At 43.1% G+C, this 14,533-nt stretch carries 12 protein-coding genes and 1 CRISPR repeat array; all 12 genes read left to right on the top strand.

Annotated elements, in window-relative coordinates:
• The first annotated feature begins 90 nt into the window (after nucleotides 1–90).
• Nucleotides 91–1,353, top strand: a complete 1,263-nt coding sequence (locus tag BUC22_RS10455) for a deoxyguanosinetriphosphate triphosphohydrolase family protein (RefSeq protein ID WP_013378487.1) — start codon at nucleotides 91–93, stop codon at nucleotides 1,351–1,353.
• Nucleotides 1,354–1,721: 368 nt separating this feature from the next.
• Nucleotides 1,722–2,732 carry a 3-deoxy-7-phosphoheptulonate synthase gene (aroF, locus tag BUC22_RS10450; protein ID WP_013378490.1) on the top strand — a complete coding sequence of 337 codons (1,011 nt, stop codon included), beginning with the start codon at nucleotides 1,722–1,724 and terminating at the stop codon, nucleotides 2,730–2,732.
• 1 nt (nucleotide 2,733) lies between these two features.
• Nucleotides 2,734–3,636, top strand: a complete 903-nt coding sequence (locus BUC22_RS10445; RefSeq protein WP_013378491.1) for a prephenate dehydrogenase — start codon at nucleotides 2,734–2,736, stop codon at nucleotides 3,634–3,636.
• Between the two features lie 396 nt (nucleotides 3,637–4,032).
• Nucleotides 4,033–4,803, top strand: a complete 771-nt coding sequence (locus tag BUC22_RS10440; protein WP_013378492.1) for a TatD family hydrolase — start codon at nucleotides 4,033–4,035, stop codon at nucleotides 4,801–4,803.
• Nucleotides 4,804–5,021: 218 nt separating this feature from the next.
• Nucleotides 5,022–5,714, top strand: a complete 693-nt coding sequence (gene cas6, locus BUC22_RS10435) for a CRISPR-associated endoribonuclease Cas6 (RefSeq protein ID WP_013378493.1) — start codon at nucleotides 5,022–5,024, stop codon at nucleotides 5,712–5,714.
• Between the two features lie 14 nt (nucleotides 5,715–5,728).
• A complete protein-coding gene (locus BUC22_RS10430) occupies nucleotides 5,729–7,468 on the top strand; it encodes a hypothetical protein (RefSeq protein ID WP_013378494.1) in 1,740 nt (579 codons plus the stop codon).
• Nucleotides 7,461–8,396 carry a type I CRISPR-associated protein Cas7 gene (locus BUC22_RS10425; protein WP_013378495.1) on the top strand — a complete coding sequence of 312 codons (936 nt, stop codon included), beginning with the start codon at nucleotides 7,461–7,463 and terminating at the stop codon, nucleotides 8,394–8,396. Before BUC22_RS10430 ends, BUC22_RS10425 begins: the two co-directional genes overlap by 8 nt.
• Nucleotide 8,397: 1 nt before the next feature.
• A complete protein-coding gene (cas5b, locus tag BUC22_RS10420) occupies nucleotides 8,398–9,138 on the top strand; it encodes a type I-B CRISPR-associated protein Cas5b (RefSeq protein WP_013378496.1) in 741 nt (246 codons plus the stop codon).
• Nucleotides 9,125–11,710 (top strand): CRISPR-associated helicase/endonuclease Cas3, encoded by a 2,586-nt coding sequence (locus BUC22_RS10415; protein ID WP_013378497.1) that lies wholly within the window; start codon nucleotides 9,125–9,127, stop codon nucleotides 11,708–11,710. The genes cas5b and BUC22_RS10415 overlap by 14 nt, the downstream gene beginning before the upstream one ends.
• Nucleotides 11,711–11,720: 10 nt before the next feature.
• A complete protein-coding gene (gene cas4, locus BUC22_RS10410) occupies nucleotides 11,721–12,215 on the top strand; it encodes a CRISPR-associated protein Cas4 (RefSeq protein WP_013378498.1) in 495 nt (164 codons plus the stop codon).
• A gap of 11 nt (nucleotides 12,216–12,226) precedes the next feature.
• Nucleotides 12,227–13,225: a type I-B CRISPR-associated endonuclease Cas1b gene (gene cas1b, locus BUC22_RS10405; protein WP_013378499.1), complete on the top strand. Its 999-nt coding sequence runs from the start codon at nucleotides 12,227–12,229 to the stop codon at nucleotides 13,223–13,225.
• Nucleotides 13,222–13,512 carry a CRISPR-associated endonuclease Cas2 gene (gene cas2 / locus BUC22_RS10400; protein WP_013378500.1) on the top strand — a complete coding sequence of 97 codons (291 nt, stop codon included), beginning with the start codon at nucleotides 13,222–13,224 and terminating at the stop codon, nucleotides 13,510–13,512. The genes cas1b and cas2 overlap by 4 nt, the downstream gene beginning before the upstream one ends.
• 180 nt (nucleotides 13,513–13,692) lie before the next feature.
• Nucleotides 13,693–14,510: direct repeats of the CRISPR family, unit length 30 nt; unit sequence GTTGAAGATTAACATGAGATGTATTTAAAT.
• Between the last annotated feature and the right edge of the window lie 23 nt (nucleotides 14,511–14,533).

Here is a 14,533-nt window from a genome sequence, read left to right as displayed (position 1 = left end):
TTTGGACCTGAGGAATCCATTTGTGGAAGAAAGCCCGACGGAAAGCCCGGAGGGCTTTTTTTAGAATTTACGGAAAGAAGGTGACAGGAAATGATCAATACACAGGGGCGTCTGGCTAGGGTGGCAACTGTTCCAGAGTCCGGAAAATGGAAGGCCGCCACTGCCAGACAGCATACGCTGTACCAGAAGGAAGGCGATATCCGCACACCCTTTGGGAGAGATTTTACACGGATACTCCACAGTACAGCCTACAGGCGTCTCAAGCATAAAACCCAGGTGTTTTTCTCGCCGGGGAATGACCACATCAGTACCCGTATCGAGCATGTAAACTACGTGGAATCGGTAGCGTCCACCATCTGTGAGTACATGGGGCTTAACGTAGAGCTGGCAAGAGCCATTGCCATCGGCCATGATCTGGGGCATCCGCCCTTCGGCCATCACGGTGAAAAAGTGCTCAATGACATTGTCCGAGATGAGAAGCTATGGAGCGGCCAGAATGGTCAGTATTACTGGCATGAAAAAAACGGGCTGCACTTTGTGGATAATATTGAGCTTCTGGAAGGGCCGGACCGGAAAAAATATAATCTTGATTTGACCTACGGGGTGCGGGATGGTATTATTTCCCATTGCGGCGAAGTCAGCGAGGCCGCCCTGTACCCAAGAGAAGAAGCCATTGACCTGTCAACCTTTAAGCGCGTCAACCAGTTTTCACCCTTTACATGGGAGGGCTGTGTGGTTAAGCTGGCCGACAAAATATCTTACCTGGGCCGTGACATCGAGGACGCGCAAACGCTGGATATTCTGAGTGACGGCCAGTTGGAGATACTTGACGGCATCGTGGCAGAGTATTTTGAAAAGCAGGGACAATCCAGAGGAAATGTCAACAACACCACGGTGATTCACCTTTTGATCCTGGACCTTGGAAAAAACAGCTCTGTTGCGAATGGCCTGCGTTTTTCTGACGAGGGTTTCGAGGTCTTGAAAAATATCCAGGATTTTAATGTAAAAAACATCTACCATCACGAGCGGCTGAACGGCTATAAAGACTATGGCGAATTGATTATACACCGGGTGTACGACGCGCTGAAGGAGCTCTACAATAGAGGCGAGATTGCGGAGAAACTTCCCTATTTTCAAAAGCAATTCCCCCTGTTAACTACCAATTTTATGAACTGGATCAGCGACTACTGGAATCAGACCGACCGGCGGACAGAAGGATGTCCTCTGCAAAACCAGATCATCTACCACATTCCCGAAGAACCTTTGGATTTCTACCGGGCCATCATTGATTATATCTCCGGTATGACGGACCAGTTCATCGAAAAGATCTATCAGGAGCTCATCCGGTTTTAACAGGAAGTTTTGAGAATGTATTTTTACAAAAACGCGTTGACAACTCGCGGAAACAGGTCTATAATGAAAAACAACTTAAAAAACTCAGTAAAGGAAAAACGTCATGAAGGATTTAAGAATGAGCTTAAATGCATACTTTTACTTTAGCCAGGGCTATTATTATGGTGCTGGTTACTTTGCGTGCATGAAATTAAGTTCACCTGAGAGTCGTTTTGCGGTGTCATAGAGGCATTGTAAATTTTCCAATACTGAAGAAAAATCAGTTTATTAAGGGAGACTCGGTGAGTCTCCCTTTTCTTTTGCCCTAAAATGCCTGCAAGTGCACATGCAGGCCGTGAATTCAAATAAAAACCTAAGGAGAAATACAAATGATTGTTGTCGTAAAACCAGGAACCCCGGAAGAAGAAGTACAGAAACTGGCCGCTGCCATTGAGAACCAGGGATTAAAAATCCATTACTCTCAAGGGGTGGATCATACAATTTTAGGTTTAATTGGAGAGACCCAGACCATTGACGTCCATAAGCTGCGTTCAAATCATATCGTTGAAAAGGTCATGCGGGTACAGGAGCCTTACAAAAAAGCAAACCGTGCTTTCCATCCAGATGATTCAATTATTGATGTTCAGGGAAACCTCATCGGTGAGGGCCATGTTTCCGTTATCGCAGGCCCCTGTTCTGTGGAAAGTGAGGAACAGATCATTGAAATTGCCCGAGCTGTCAAAGCATCTGGCGCTAAATTTTTGAGAGGCGGCGCTTTCAAACCCAGAACATCGCCTTACTCATTCCAGGGGATGGGCGCAGATGGTCTGGAGCTGCTGCTTTTGGCTAAAAAGGAAACCGGGCTGCCCATTGTGACTGAACTGATGGACATGTCTCAGCTGCCGCTCTTTGATGAGGTGGATGTTATTCAGGTTGGCGCCCGTAATATGCAGAATTTCACCATGCTCAAGGAACTTGGCAAAATTGATAAACCGATTCTGCTGAAACGCGGCCTGTCCGCTACCATGCGGGAATTCCTCATGTCAGCGGAATACATCATGGCAGGCGGCAATGAGCAGGTGATCCTCTGTGAACGCGGTATCCGCACCTTTGAAAACGCGACCCGCAATACCCTTGACCTCAGCTGTATCCCACTGCTCAAGAAAAAGAGCCATCTGCCCGTGGTCATTGACCCCAGCCACGCCACAGGCATTAACTGGATGGTGGAATCCATGTCAAAGGCCGCCATTGCCGCCGGCGCGGACGGCGTTATGATTGAAGTGCACAATAAGCCTGAGGAAGCGTTGTGTGACGGGGACCAGGCCATTACGCCGGATGAATTCAATAAAATTATGACCACACTCAAAAAATACGCAGAATTTGAGGGAAAGGTTCTTTAGGATGGAGACATTAAAAGGAAAAACTGTCAGCTTTATCGGTCTGGGACTCATGGGCGGCGCCCTGGCCATGGGCATCCGAAAGCAGGGGCCGGATAAGATCTGCGCCTTTGACATTAACGAGGAGGTTCTGGAGGACGCTCTGAGGAAAGAGGTTATCGACTGGGGTGTCAGCGAACCGGAAGGGATCCGCCAGATTCTGGGAGTATCTGATCTGGTGGTGATTTGTCTTTATCCACAGCTTGCGCTGGATTTTATTTTGGAATATATGGAGGACTTCAAAGAGAACGCTGTTATCACTGATATTACCGGCGTTAAAAAGCTGTTGGTCGATCAACTCAGGGGAGTGCTTCGGGAGGATCTGGATTTGATTCTGGGCCACCCGATGGCCGGCAGCGAAAAAGAAGGCTTCGGCAATGCAGATGATGCCATCTTTAAGGACCGCAATTATATTTTAGTTCCTCAGCCGGAAAACAAACCGGAAAATCTGGCTTTTATCAAAGAGATTATCCGCAATCTGGGCTTTGTGAATATCGTGGAAACCACTGCAGAAGTCCACGACCAGAAGATCGCCTTTACCTCGCAGCTCTGCCATGTTATCGCCAGTGCCCTGGTGGACAGTGAGGAGGATCTCCACATCACGGATTATGAAGGCGGCAGTTTCGGAGACCTCACACGCATTGCCATGATCAATGCAGGCATGTGGACAGAGCTGTTTATCTGCAATAAGGAAGCATTGGTAGACCAGATTGAAAAGTTTGAAAAAAGTATGGACACCATGAAAAAAATGATCCAAGCTGAGGACAGTGACGGACTCACAGAAATTTTAAGCAATGTTCGGAAGAAAAGAATTACCATGGAAGTGGACCGACAGAATAAAACATCGGCGAGAACACAAAAAGCTTAAAACTTTCTGAAGGGAAGTTTGCACAAAGTGAGAGCGAAAACGAGTATCATTATCGTGAAAACTGTTACAGAAAAGGTGCAACGCATTTCACTATTGACTTATTTTCAAAAGGTTGTATACTATAGACAAATAAACAAATACCAATTGAAACTCCCCTGTTTCAAGCGGTGCAGATTTGTTTATTGAGCTGTGAGTAGTGAGGCTCACAGCGGAATAAAATCATATATTACCCCCCCTCTCCCCTATAGAGAAACCCTCGAGACAACGTCCCCCCTTATGCGTTGCGAGGGTTTTTCTCTTTTTTGAATTTATTCTGGAAATTTGGAAATAAATCTTTTTAAGGACTTTCATAATGACATCTGTTCGATTATAATAAACCAGAAGGAAGTGATAAAAATGTTAGCAGACAGCCACGCGCATTTAGATGACGAGCGTTTTGAAAATGAAGTGGATACGATCATCGAAAATGCCCGGGAGGCCGGTATCGGTTTTATTTTAAACCCCGGCACCGAGGAAAGTACCAGCGTTCGCGCTATAGAGCTGAGCCAGACCTATGATATCGTCTATGCCGGTGTCGGGTTTCATCCCTCTGACTGCGCGTCCTTTGATAAAAATAAGCACCCAAAAATGATCCGAAAGTGGTGTGAACAGGATAAAGTACTGGCCATTGGAGAAATTGGCCTGGATTATTATTATGACGATGGCGCTCCGAGAGATTTGCAGAAGAAGGTATTTGAGGAACAGATCGGCCTGGCAAATGAACTGAAAAAGCCCATCATCGTTCACGACCGCGATGCCCACGGCGACTGCCTGGATATGGTAAAATCCTGTCTTGATCCCAATGTCGGCGGGGTATTTCACAGCTATAGCGGAAGTGTTGAGATGGCCAAGATTCTCCTCGATTTTGGGCTCTACCTCTCCATCGGCGGCCCCCTGACCTTTAAAAATTCCAGAAAAGCCCCCGATGTGGTCAAATATATGCCGCTGGACCGGCTTCTCATCGAAACCGACAGCCCTTACCTCACCCCAGTCCCCTACCGGGGAAGACGCAACGAGCCCGCCTATGTCCGTTTTGTGGCCGAAAAGGTCGCAGAGATTAAGGAGATACCAGTGGAAGAGGTGCAGGAAACAACATTTGAGAATTGTCAGAGGTTGTTTGGCGTTTAATATTGTGAGGAGTATAAGGAACCGCTAGTCGGTTCTTTTTTTATTTACTTTCAACTGTAAACGTGATACAATCGAAGTGGAATCTAACTTTTCTGAAATAGAAATTTATCAGCATACAGAGGATTTCAACTGGGAATTCAGAAAAGCATTGTGTGCTGGTATTTTTAAAGAACTATAGAACTTTCTGAATTTTTAATTATTAAAATGGGGTGATGGATATGCAGGTTTACGAAGGACGGTTAAAAGTATTTTTACTCAAGGATATTTCAATTAATTCAGTTCAGGAAAAAATCAGCGCATTGATTGACAAAGCGCTGGTCCAGAATGAAAAGATGGCGGCGTTTCATCAAAAGATCAGCTATAAAAATTATTGCTTTTCTGGTTTTTGTCCAGTAGAGAGTGAGAGAGTCTACAGACAGGATAAAATTTACACCATACAGATACGGACAATAGATGAAAATTTGATGAATTATTTCAAGGAACACCTCATCAATGCTTATACCGAAGAGATGAAGTCCCTGACCATGGCCGTAAGAAGAATCAAAAAAATTCCCATCAGCCGAATCTACACGTTAACGCCAGTCATCCAGAAATTCGATGGCGGTTATTGGAAAGAGATTGTCACACTTGATGAATTTGAACGGAGGCTTAAGGAAAACCTGATCAAAAAATATAACAACTTCACGGGTGAAAAATGTGACGAAGACTTTGATCTTTACACGCATCTGCAATTTGACAATAAAGGCCCGATCTCCTGTCCTTATAAAGGAATAACCTTATTGGGAGACAAGATTACTTTGCAGCTTGCGCAGAATCCCATGGCTCAGGAGCTTGCCTACATGGCACTGGGCTGCGGGCTTGGAGAAAATAATGCCAGGGGAAACGGCTTCTGTGGTTATAGATACCTTTAGAAAGGGGTGATTGAATGCTTAAGGAATGTCTTGATGTCTTTAAAAAAATTTATGAAGAAAAAGGGGAAAGCCTGATTTTAGATACCTATGTTCCAGCGGAAGGCTCTTATGTTTTGGTCGACAGGGATGGAGCGATTAAAGAGATTAAAGAACTGCCGAAGCAGAAAGAACCGCCGGAGGATTTTGAAAGCTTTATTGAAAAGGATTATCTCTCTGCGCTTATTGACATGAATAAACCCATTGATAAAAAGAAAGTTATTCACAGTAATAATTATTACGCGTTTTGGGTGAAAAAGGACAGCATAAGACCAGATAAAAACGGAAAGGTTAAACTGACCCAGGAGATTATTGATGATTATTACGGACTTTTAAAAGCGCCGGAAAATAAGTACAGGAAAAAGGGACTGGAGCTTTATGAGGTGGTTGAGGCTGAGATTGGAAAGCCTGACTTGGAGATGATTGAAAGGCATAAAGACTGGATTAAAAACAATATTTTTTCCATTGTCCAGGATAACCATTTAAAAGACGATAAAAGCTACCTGAAAATCTATTTTGATGCGAATAAAGAAGCTTACCAGCGCGAAAACCGGCGCTATGTCATCCCGAATGTTTACAATACGACCGACTATAATGTGCCTGTGGAGGATAAAATTTTTGGTTTGCCCAATGACAATATGGGTCTTAACGCGAAAAAACCCTATCTCGAAAACAAGACTCGTAAAAACACCATGCCTTACCTGATTTCGACAGAAGAAGTGGCAGTCCAAAAGAAGTTTTTCGATTATTTATACAATCAGGCCTGCCTTGGGAAAAGCAATATTTATTTAAACGAGAAAGACGGAATAATAGCGCTCAGCAACAACGAATCACTCAAACAATCCTTTAAAGGGTATTATTTGAGAATACAAAAGGGGAAAGAGCTTGAAATCCACGACTTCGACGAGATTACAGGGTTTGAAGCGGAAATCGAGCCCATTGAGTTGAAACAGTATATCCCTGTTCCGGAAAAGAATGCGACAGATCTAGTGTATGAAAAAGTTAAAAAACTCGAAGATGTAAAAATACTTATTAATTCAGTATTTTTAAAAAAGTTTTTAATCACAAATTTTTTTACAGACGCAAAGGATATCCGGCTCAATGATACAAAGGTTAAGGAGGAGCTGCTCAGGTGCCGTACCGGGTATTTCAACTGGTTTTTTAAAGGAGAGTCCGTGGCTGTAAGATCCTTTTTTGCGGAGAGCTCGCTGGTATTGATTAAAAATTCAATTTTAAACAGACATATTCCAAAAGCGATCGAACAGTTTAATGTGCGGGAATCAATATTGAATTATTTTGAAGGAGGAGAAAGAATGGAACAAACATATGAAGAGATTTTTGAGCGTTTAAGTGAAATGATAAACAGCGACACGCGGAGTACAATTGAAGACGATGCAATGTATTATTATGCTGCCGGACAGATCGCCCAGTTTTTGCTTTCTTTAAACCAGTCAAGCAAACCAACACCAGCCCTCGTCAATCCGGTTATTAACGCGAGAACAGCGCAGCAGCTTCAGGTTGTTTTAGAGAGATTGTATAAAAAGTATAATTACGCGATTAAATACCCCCAGAGGATTTCAAGGCTATACTCGATGTTTTTGCTGCATATGCCAGAGAATAAAAAAACGGACAGTCAGATGCTTATCGCGGGATATTTGGACAGAAGCCTGGTCTATGAAAAGAAAAATAAAAACGAAGGAGAAGCAGAAAATGAATAAACGTGTTTACGGTGTGCTCGGAATTAAATCAATTATGGCCAATTGGAATGCCGATTTTAGCGGAATGCCAAAAGCGATTTCCACAGGTGAGGTGTTTGGCAGTGACAAAGCCTTTAAATACCCCATGAAAAAAATGTGGGATGAACAGGGAGAAAAAGTGCTCTATATTAAGTCTTTCAAAGCGGAAGAAGATAAAAAAGAAGGCATCAAGGTGCGTCCGCGATCATTGAAGGAGCGCTATGAACAGATTTTTGAGGTAGAGGATCTTAAAAAAACAAATGATAATAAAGCAGTGTTAACAAATCTTTTTAAGGCCATCGATGTCAAAAACTTCGGTGCAACCTTTGCGGAGGGCGGTAATAACACTTCCATCACCGGGGCGGTCCAGATCACCCAGGGTTTTAATCAATATGACGGCCATAATGTTGAAGAACAGCAGATACTGTCACCCTTTAGAGATGGCACAAAGGAAGATGCTGAGCAGTCCACCCTCGGCACAAAAATTGTCAGCAACGAAGCCCATTATTTTTACGGATTTGCCATTAATCCGACAGCCTACAAAGATTTTATGGAAATGGGCGTAACTGAAGGCTATACCGAAGACGATTATGAAAAATTCAAGGAAGCCGCTTTAATGGCCGCTACGGCCTTTAACACCAATGCAAAGGTTGGCTGTGAAAATGAGTTTGGCCTGTTTGTGGAAACGGAAGCGGATCTGTACTTGCCGGATTTAGCGCAATTTATCCGATTTAAAAAAACAGAGGATAATGAAAAAGGCGTCATATCTTTAGGGTTAGACGAGCTGTTAAACGCCTTTGGCGACCGGATTTTATCCATAGAAATCTATTATAATCCCCTGACGACAATCCTGGAAGGCAGCTTGGATAAGGCGAAGGCCTACCATATTTTCACAAAGGAAGCGCTTTAAAATGAAAGCCCTGAGATTTCTGTTAAGGGGGAAGACCGCTTTTTTCAAACAACCGGATGTCAATACTTACTGCTATTATACCTACGGCTGTATCCATAAGATCGCCCTGCTGGGAATATTTGGTGCGGTGATGGGCTTCCGGGGGTATAACGGGCAGACTAAAGCAGAAACCTACCCGGAGTTTTATGAAAAGCTGAAGAGTCTGAAGGTATCGATCTGTCCGCTGAATGAAAAGGGCTATATTCCCAAAAAGGTACAGACCTTTAACAATTCGGTGGGCTATGCCTCTAAGGAGGAGGGCGGGAACCTCATCGTCAAGGAGCAATGGCTGGAAAATCCGAAGTGGGAGATTGCTTTTCTCGTAGACGATCCACAGTCTGAGAACCTCGCGGAGCGGATTTTAGAATCCCGGTTTGAGTTTTTACCCTACCTTGGAAAAAACGACCATACTGCGGTCATCGAAAATGTGGAGGAAGTGGAACTGGAGGCAGAGACAAAAAGGGAGAATTTGAGAGTATACGGACTTTTTCCGGCAAATCAGGGCAGCCTGTCAGAGAATTCTGTCCGCCGCCCTCTTGGCCGGGAAGTACCATACAAATACCAGGAACGACTTCCGGTGGCTCTGGAACCAGCATGTAACCAATACGTGACGCAGGCGATGATCGACACGAATCAGCGGGTTTCTCTGACCGATGCGGCCAGCGTTTTCCGTCTGGAGGAGAGACATTATGTCTTTTTCTAAAAAAGTAGATTCTTATTTTGAAAAGACGCCAGTTTTTGATTTTGCAGGGCTTATCGAAACCGATAAGCCCTTTTATGCACACATCAAAGATGAAAAAAAAGCGGAAAACTTACAGGAGCATCTGGATTTAACTCTGGATTATTTCGGTCTTCTGTGCCGGGAAAAACACCTGGAAAGTGTGTTCAGATGTCTGGAAAAAAACTTTTTTCCAGACTGCGCCAGAGAAACGGTGTCTTTGTGGCGCGAAATGATTTTGAATATCCTTTATCTGCATGACATTGGAAAGATTAATCCCAATTTTCAGCGGGGTAAGATGCAAAACAAGGCTTTTAGTCGCACTGAATCCAATAACCAGAACCACTCTGCTTTTTCAGCCCGCGTTTATTTTGATTATTATTATCAAAAAATTGATGCGGTAGAGGACGACCGGCAGTATGATTTGTTTTTCGTTTTTCTGCTGCTCAACACCTTTGTCATCCAAAAGCATCACGGCAGTCTGACGGAATTCAGCGTTTTTCTGGAGCGGTTTGAGAATGATTTGAGCGAGACGAGAGAGGAACTGGAGGCTTACAGGAATCTGACGACTTTTGACACTGCCGCTGGACTCGGTTTGTTTTTTGAGGAAAGGCTGAATATTATACATAAAAATAACCCGTGGAAATGTGTGGATTTTTACATCTATACCCGATTCCTCTACGCTATTCTGGTTGCCTGCGATTTCTACGCAACCTCAGAATACATGAACGGCGCCCCGGTTGATGATTTTGGCGTACTGGATGACGTCACGCCCTATCTAGATGCGTTCAATGCCGATCCCGTCACACAAAATATCCGAAAAATTAAAAAAGATCAAGCGCCTGATGGCGATATTAATATTTTAAGAAGCCGGTTGTTTTTAGAAGCAGAAGAAAATCTGCTTCATAGCCAAGAGGATAATGTGGTTTTTTTGGAGGCGCCTTGCGGTTCTGGAAAGACGAAAACCTCCATCAATCTGGCTTTGCAGCTCATAAAAAAGGATCAACAGCTCAACCGGATTCTCTACGTTTTTCCCTTCAACACCCTGGTCGAGCAAACCCGGGATTCCCTGGAAGAATGCTTTGGGAAAGCCCTCGGCGAAAAAATGGGGGTCATTAACAGCATTACACCCATCAAGAAATACGGGGAAACGACCGATGAAGGCGAATGGGATTATACAAGGCAGGATAAAATTGATTATGAAAAGTCTCTGCTGGCCCGGCAGTTTATGCACTATCCCATTGTGCTGACCACCCATGTGAAATTTTTTGAGGGTATTTTCGGAACAGGCCGCGAGGCGGTATTTCCGCTGGCGCATCTGGCGAATTCCGTCATCATTCTCGATGAAATACAGAGCTATAAAAACCAGATCTGGAAGGAAATCATTATCTTTCTGAAAGCCTATGCGCGTATTCTAAATTTTAAAGTGATCATTATGTCCGCAACCCTGCCAGATTTAAACCGGCTCAGTGTTGGAGATGAAAAGGTGACTTATCTCGTGAAAAACCGGGAATTTTATTTTCAGAATCCCCTGTTTAAAGACAGAGTAGAGCTGGATTTCTCCATGCTGGAGCTGGAACCGGAAGAAACCTTTGATGCGCTTTTAAAAAAGGTCCTCGAGGTTTCAAACGCCCTCAGGAAAAATCCAGACGCTGAAAACAAAATTGTGGTTGAGTTTATCAAAAAAGCTTCGGCTGTTGATTTCTATAACCGTTTGAAGGACGTTGTGGAAAATGATCGGGTATCCATTGAACTGATGACCGGGGATGACCACAAGGCGGAACGCAAACGGATTATCAGCCAGGTGAGAACAGCAGAAAATATCATACTGGTAGCCACCCAGGTCATAGAAGCCGGCGTCGATATCGACATGGACATTGGCTTTAAAGACACCTCTATTCTGGACGCCGAGGAACAGTTTCTCGGGAGAATCAACCGTTCCTGCCGGAAAAAAGGCGCTGTCGTGTATTTTTTCAACCTGGATTCACCCGATATGATTTATCAGAAGGATATCCGTAAAGCCGATAATTTGAGGCTGACCGGCGCCAACAAGGCCATGCAGGAAATCCTGATCAATAAAGAATTTTCAAAATTTTATGCCTGCGTTTTAGAAGGCCTTGAGGCGCAGAGCCGAAAAGAAAATGATTTAAATCTGGAAGTTTTTCGGGACCGGCATCTGTGGACTTTCAATTTTCCCGAGATACAGGAAAGGATGCGCCTGATTGACGATAATCGGAGGAAAGTATCCCTGTTCCTGAATACGGAGGTTATCAGTGAAGACGGAGAAGTCCTTGTTGGAAGCCAGGTGTGGAAATCCTACGGAGCGCTATTGCAGGATGCGGCAATGCCCTATGCTGAAAAGCGGGTCCGTCTGTCAGAGGTGCAGGCAAAGATGGACTACTTTATCTATGAAGTTGACAAAAGCTTTGCTGATGCCTGTGTGTTGTGCCAAGACGAGCTTTTGGGTGAGCTGTACTATTTTAAGGACGGCGAGCGATTTTTTGAAAACGGAAAATTCAGCCGTGAAAAACTAAAGCGTGAAAACGACTTTCTGTGAGGAAAATAAAATGAAGGTTAACGGAACCCTGGTCAATTATTATTTTCATTGTAAAAGGCAGTGCTGGCTGCATGGAAACCGCATCAACCTGGAAAGCAACAGTGAAGATGTGAAAATTGGAAAAGCCCTGCACGAGATAAGGGCAGAAGAAAGTGAATCGACGGAAATCAGCATTGAGAATATCCGTTTAGATAAGATTACGAAGGATTATCTGGTCGAGGTAAAAAAATCGGATGCGGATTATGAAGCGGTCAAATGGCAGGTACTGTTTTATTTAAAGGTTCTGAAGGATAAGGGGATCGAGCGCAGAGGAAAAATTGAATTTATCGAAAAGAAAAAGGCCGAGCGGAAAATCTATTATGAGGATTTAACCCAGGAGCGCGAAAAAGAATTAGAGGAAATCATTCGCGCCATTGAGACACTGCTGGAAACCCCCTTTCCGCCTGAGCGGGAGACGGGTAAAAAGTGTCGTCAATGCGCGTATTTTGACTACTGTGTTTTATAGGAGAAGGTAAAATGGGAACAACAAAGTATTTAACCTCCATGGGTGAGCTGAGCCGAAAGGATAATTCGCTGTGTTTTCGAGTGGGCAGCCGCAACAAGTATATTCCAGTTGAGCAGGTCAGTGAGATTTATTGTATGTCTGAAATATCGCTGAACACCAAGCTGTTGGATTTTTTGGCGAAAAATGAAATCATTGTACATTTTTTTAACTATTACGGCGGTTACAGCGGTACCTTTTATCCCAAAGAGCATTTGGTCAGCGGGAAACTGCTCATCGCGCAGGTAAAAGCATTTGAAAATCGGCGTTTAGGCATTGCGAAGGCCATCGTAGGCGGCATTGGAAAGAATATCGATGAACTGCTGTATCATTATTATAAGCATGATAAAAAAGACGTCAAGCCGACCATTGACTGGATCAGGCATGACTTGCCTGATCGGCTCGGCAAAGCAGAGGATGTCAAGCAGGTTTTGCAGGCCGAGGGCGAAATCTGGCAACGGTTTTACAGCAGCTTTCAGTATTTTCTGCCTGAAGATTTTATCATGAACAAAAGGGTCAAACGGCCTCCGGATAATCCAATCAATGCTTTGGTCTCCTTTGGAAACAGCCTGCTGTACAGCAAAACCGTGTCGGTGATTTATCAGACCCATCTTGACCAGCGGATCAGCTTTCTTCATGAGCCTTCAGAGGGACGTTTTTCTCTGAGCCTCGATTTATGCGAAGTTTTTAAACCAGCCATTGTTTTCAAGACAATTTTTGATGTGGTCAATAACCGAAAACTACAGGTAGACAAGCATTTTGAAAAAAAGCTGAATTATTGTATCCTGAATGAGGAGGGGCGAAAAATTTTTATTAGCGCCTTTGAAGCCCGTTTGGACAGTGTGTTTGAGCATCCAAAGCTCAAACGAAAGACCAGCTATCGGACTGCGTTGAAGTTGGACTGCTATAAGCTGATCAAAGACATTCTTGAGGAAAAGCCATTTATCCCCTTTAATATGGGAGAGAAGCTATGAGTACAGATAAAAATTTTAATTATAATTATGCCTTCGTGTTTTATGATATTAATGAAAAGCGTGTGGCTAAAATTTTTAAAATTTGCAAAAAATATCTTGTGCATTATCAGAAATCTGTATTCAGAGGAGACATAACCCCTTCAAAATTGATTGCCCTGAAAAACGAACTGAAAAAAATTATTGTTGAAGATGAAGACTTCGTCTGTATTGTAAAACTGCTGAATGGAAATGTCTTTGGAGAAGAAGTCATGGGCATCTCCGAATCCTCAGAAGACCTTTTTCTGTAGTTCTGTTTTACCAGGCACAGAAAATTTTAAAAAGTCAAAATCCTTTTAAACAAAAGGTTTGAGCGCCATTTGAAAGAAGAATTGACGAAAATCTCTGCGGCTGGTAAATTTGTAGAGAAATGGCTTGAAATCAAGGGTCTTAGAGAATATAAATAGAGGAAGAATGGCTTGATTATTATGGTTGAAGATTAACATGAGATGTATTTAAATCCGTCTACGCGCTGCACGATGAAAAGCTGGAAGCCGTTGAAGATTAACATGAGATGTATTTAAATATGCCCGTTCGGAAACCATTTTAGAAAAGAAAACCTGTTGAAGATTAACATGAGATGTATTTAAATGGTCGAGAATAAGCCAGCCCTTGAACTGATTAGAAGTTGAAGATTAACATGAGATGTATTTAAATGCTTGATCGTCTCTTTGACGCTGGAATTGACGCGGGTTGAAGATTAACATGAGATGTATTTAAATGCTTTTTCCTTTTCCCGATCAGCGGTCCGGCGTTCAGTTGAAGATTAACATGAGATGTATTTAAATGGTCTTTGTCGCAGATAATCTCTTTCCAGCGCGCGTTGAAGATTAACATGAGATGTATTTAAATGGCATTGCCGTGCCCACGCCGCCGCTGTTGATGGGTTGAAGATTAACATGAGATGTATTTAAATCCAACAGCCAGATTTTGCCGTAGCGCCTTCATAGAGCGTTGAAGATTAACATGAGATGTATTTAAATATTCCCAAAGGTTTATTATTTTTTTCAAAAATTTCTGTTGAAGATTAACATGAGATGTATTTAAATATTCCAGCAGCGCATAATTCTCATAAAACTTTAAAAGTTGAAGATTAACATGAGATGTATTTAAATTCGTTATTAAAAACAAAACCGGGATTACTTTCTTTGGTTGAAGATTAACATGAGATGTATTTAAATTGGCTGTACGCCCAGCAGCTCTAAAATTTTAGGACCGGGTTGAAGATTAACATGAGATGTATTTAAATTCGGCTTCCTTGCGCAGCTCCTG

Origin of the sequence: Eubacterium callanderi, from assembly GCF_900142645.1 — a bacterium.
GTDB lineage: Bacteria > Bacillota > Clostridia > Eubacteriales > Eubacteriaceae > Eubacterium > Eubacterium callanderi.
Note: the sequence above shows the minus strand (reverse complement) of the source record. Positions and strands in the feature narration are given on the sequence as shown.

Bases quoted from the DNA above. Each gene is read 5' to 3' on its own strand.
- BUC22_RS10430 (WP_013378494.1), top strand. From the start codon at position 5,729: ATGCTTAAGGAATGTCTTGATGTCTTTAAAAAAATTTATGAAGAAAAA.
- cas5b (WP_013378496.1), top strand. From the start codon at position 8,398: ATGAAAGCCCTGAGATTTCTGTTAAGGGGGAAGACCGCTTTTTTCAAA.
- cas2 (WP_013378500.1), top strand. From the start codon at position 13,222: ATGAGTACAGATAAAAATTTTAATTATAATTATGCCTTCGTGTTTTAT.
- BUC22_RS10445 (WP_013378491.1), top strand. From the start codon at position 2,734: ATGGAGACATTAAAAGGAAAAACTGTCAGCTTTATCGGTCTGGGACTC.
- cas6 (WP_013378493.1), top strand. From the start codon at position 5,022: ATGCAGGTTTACGAAGGACGGTTAAAAGTATTTTTACTCAAGGATATT.
- cas1b (WP_013378499.1), top strand. From the start codon at position 12,227: ATGGGAACAACAAAGTATTTAACCTCCATGGGTGAGCTGAGCCGAAAG.
- BUC22_RS10455 (WP_013378487.1), top strand. From the start codon at position 91: ATGATCAATACACAGGGGCGTCTGGCTAGGGTGGCAACTGTTCCAGAG.
- BUC22_RS10440 (WP_013378492.1), top strand. From the start codon at position 4,033: ATGTTAGCAGACAGCCACGCGCATTTAGATGACGAGCGTTTTGAAAAT.
- aroF (WP_013378490.1), top strand. From the start codon at position 1,722: ATGATTGTTGTCGTAAAACCAGGAACCCCGGAAGAAGAAGTACAGAAA.
- BUC22_RS10425 (WP_013378495.1), top strand. From the start codon at position 7,461: ATGAATAAACGTGTTTACGGTGTGCTCGGAATTAAATCAATTATGGCC.
- cas4 (WP_013378498.1), top strand. From the start codon at position 11,721: ATGAAGGTTAACGGAACCCTGGTCAATTATTATTTTCATTGTAAAAGG.
- BUC22_RS10415 (WP_013378497.1), top strand. From the start codon at position 9,125: ATGTCTTTTTCTAAAAAAGTAGATTCTTATTTTGAAAAGACGCCAGTT.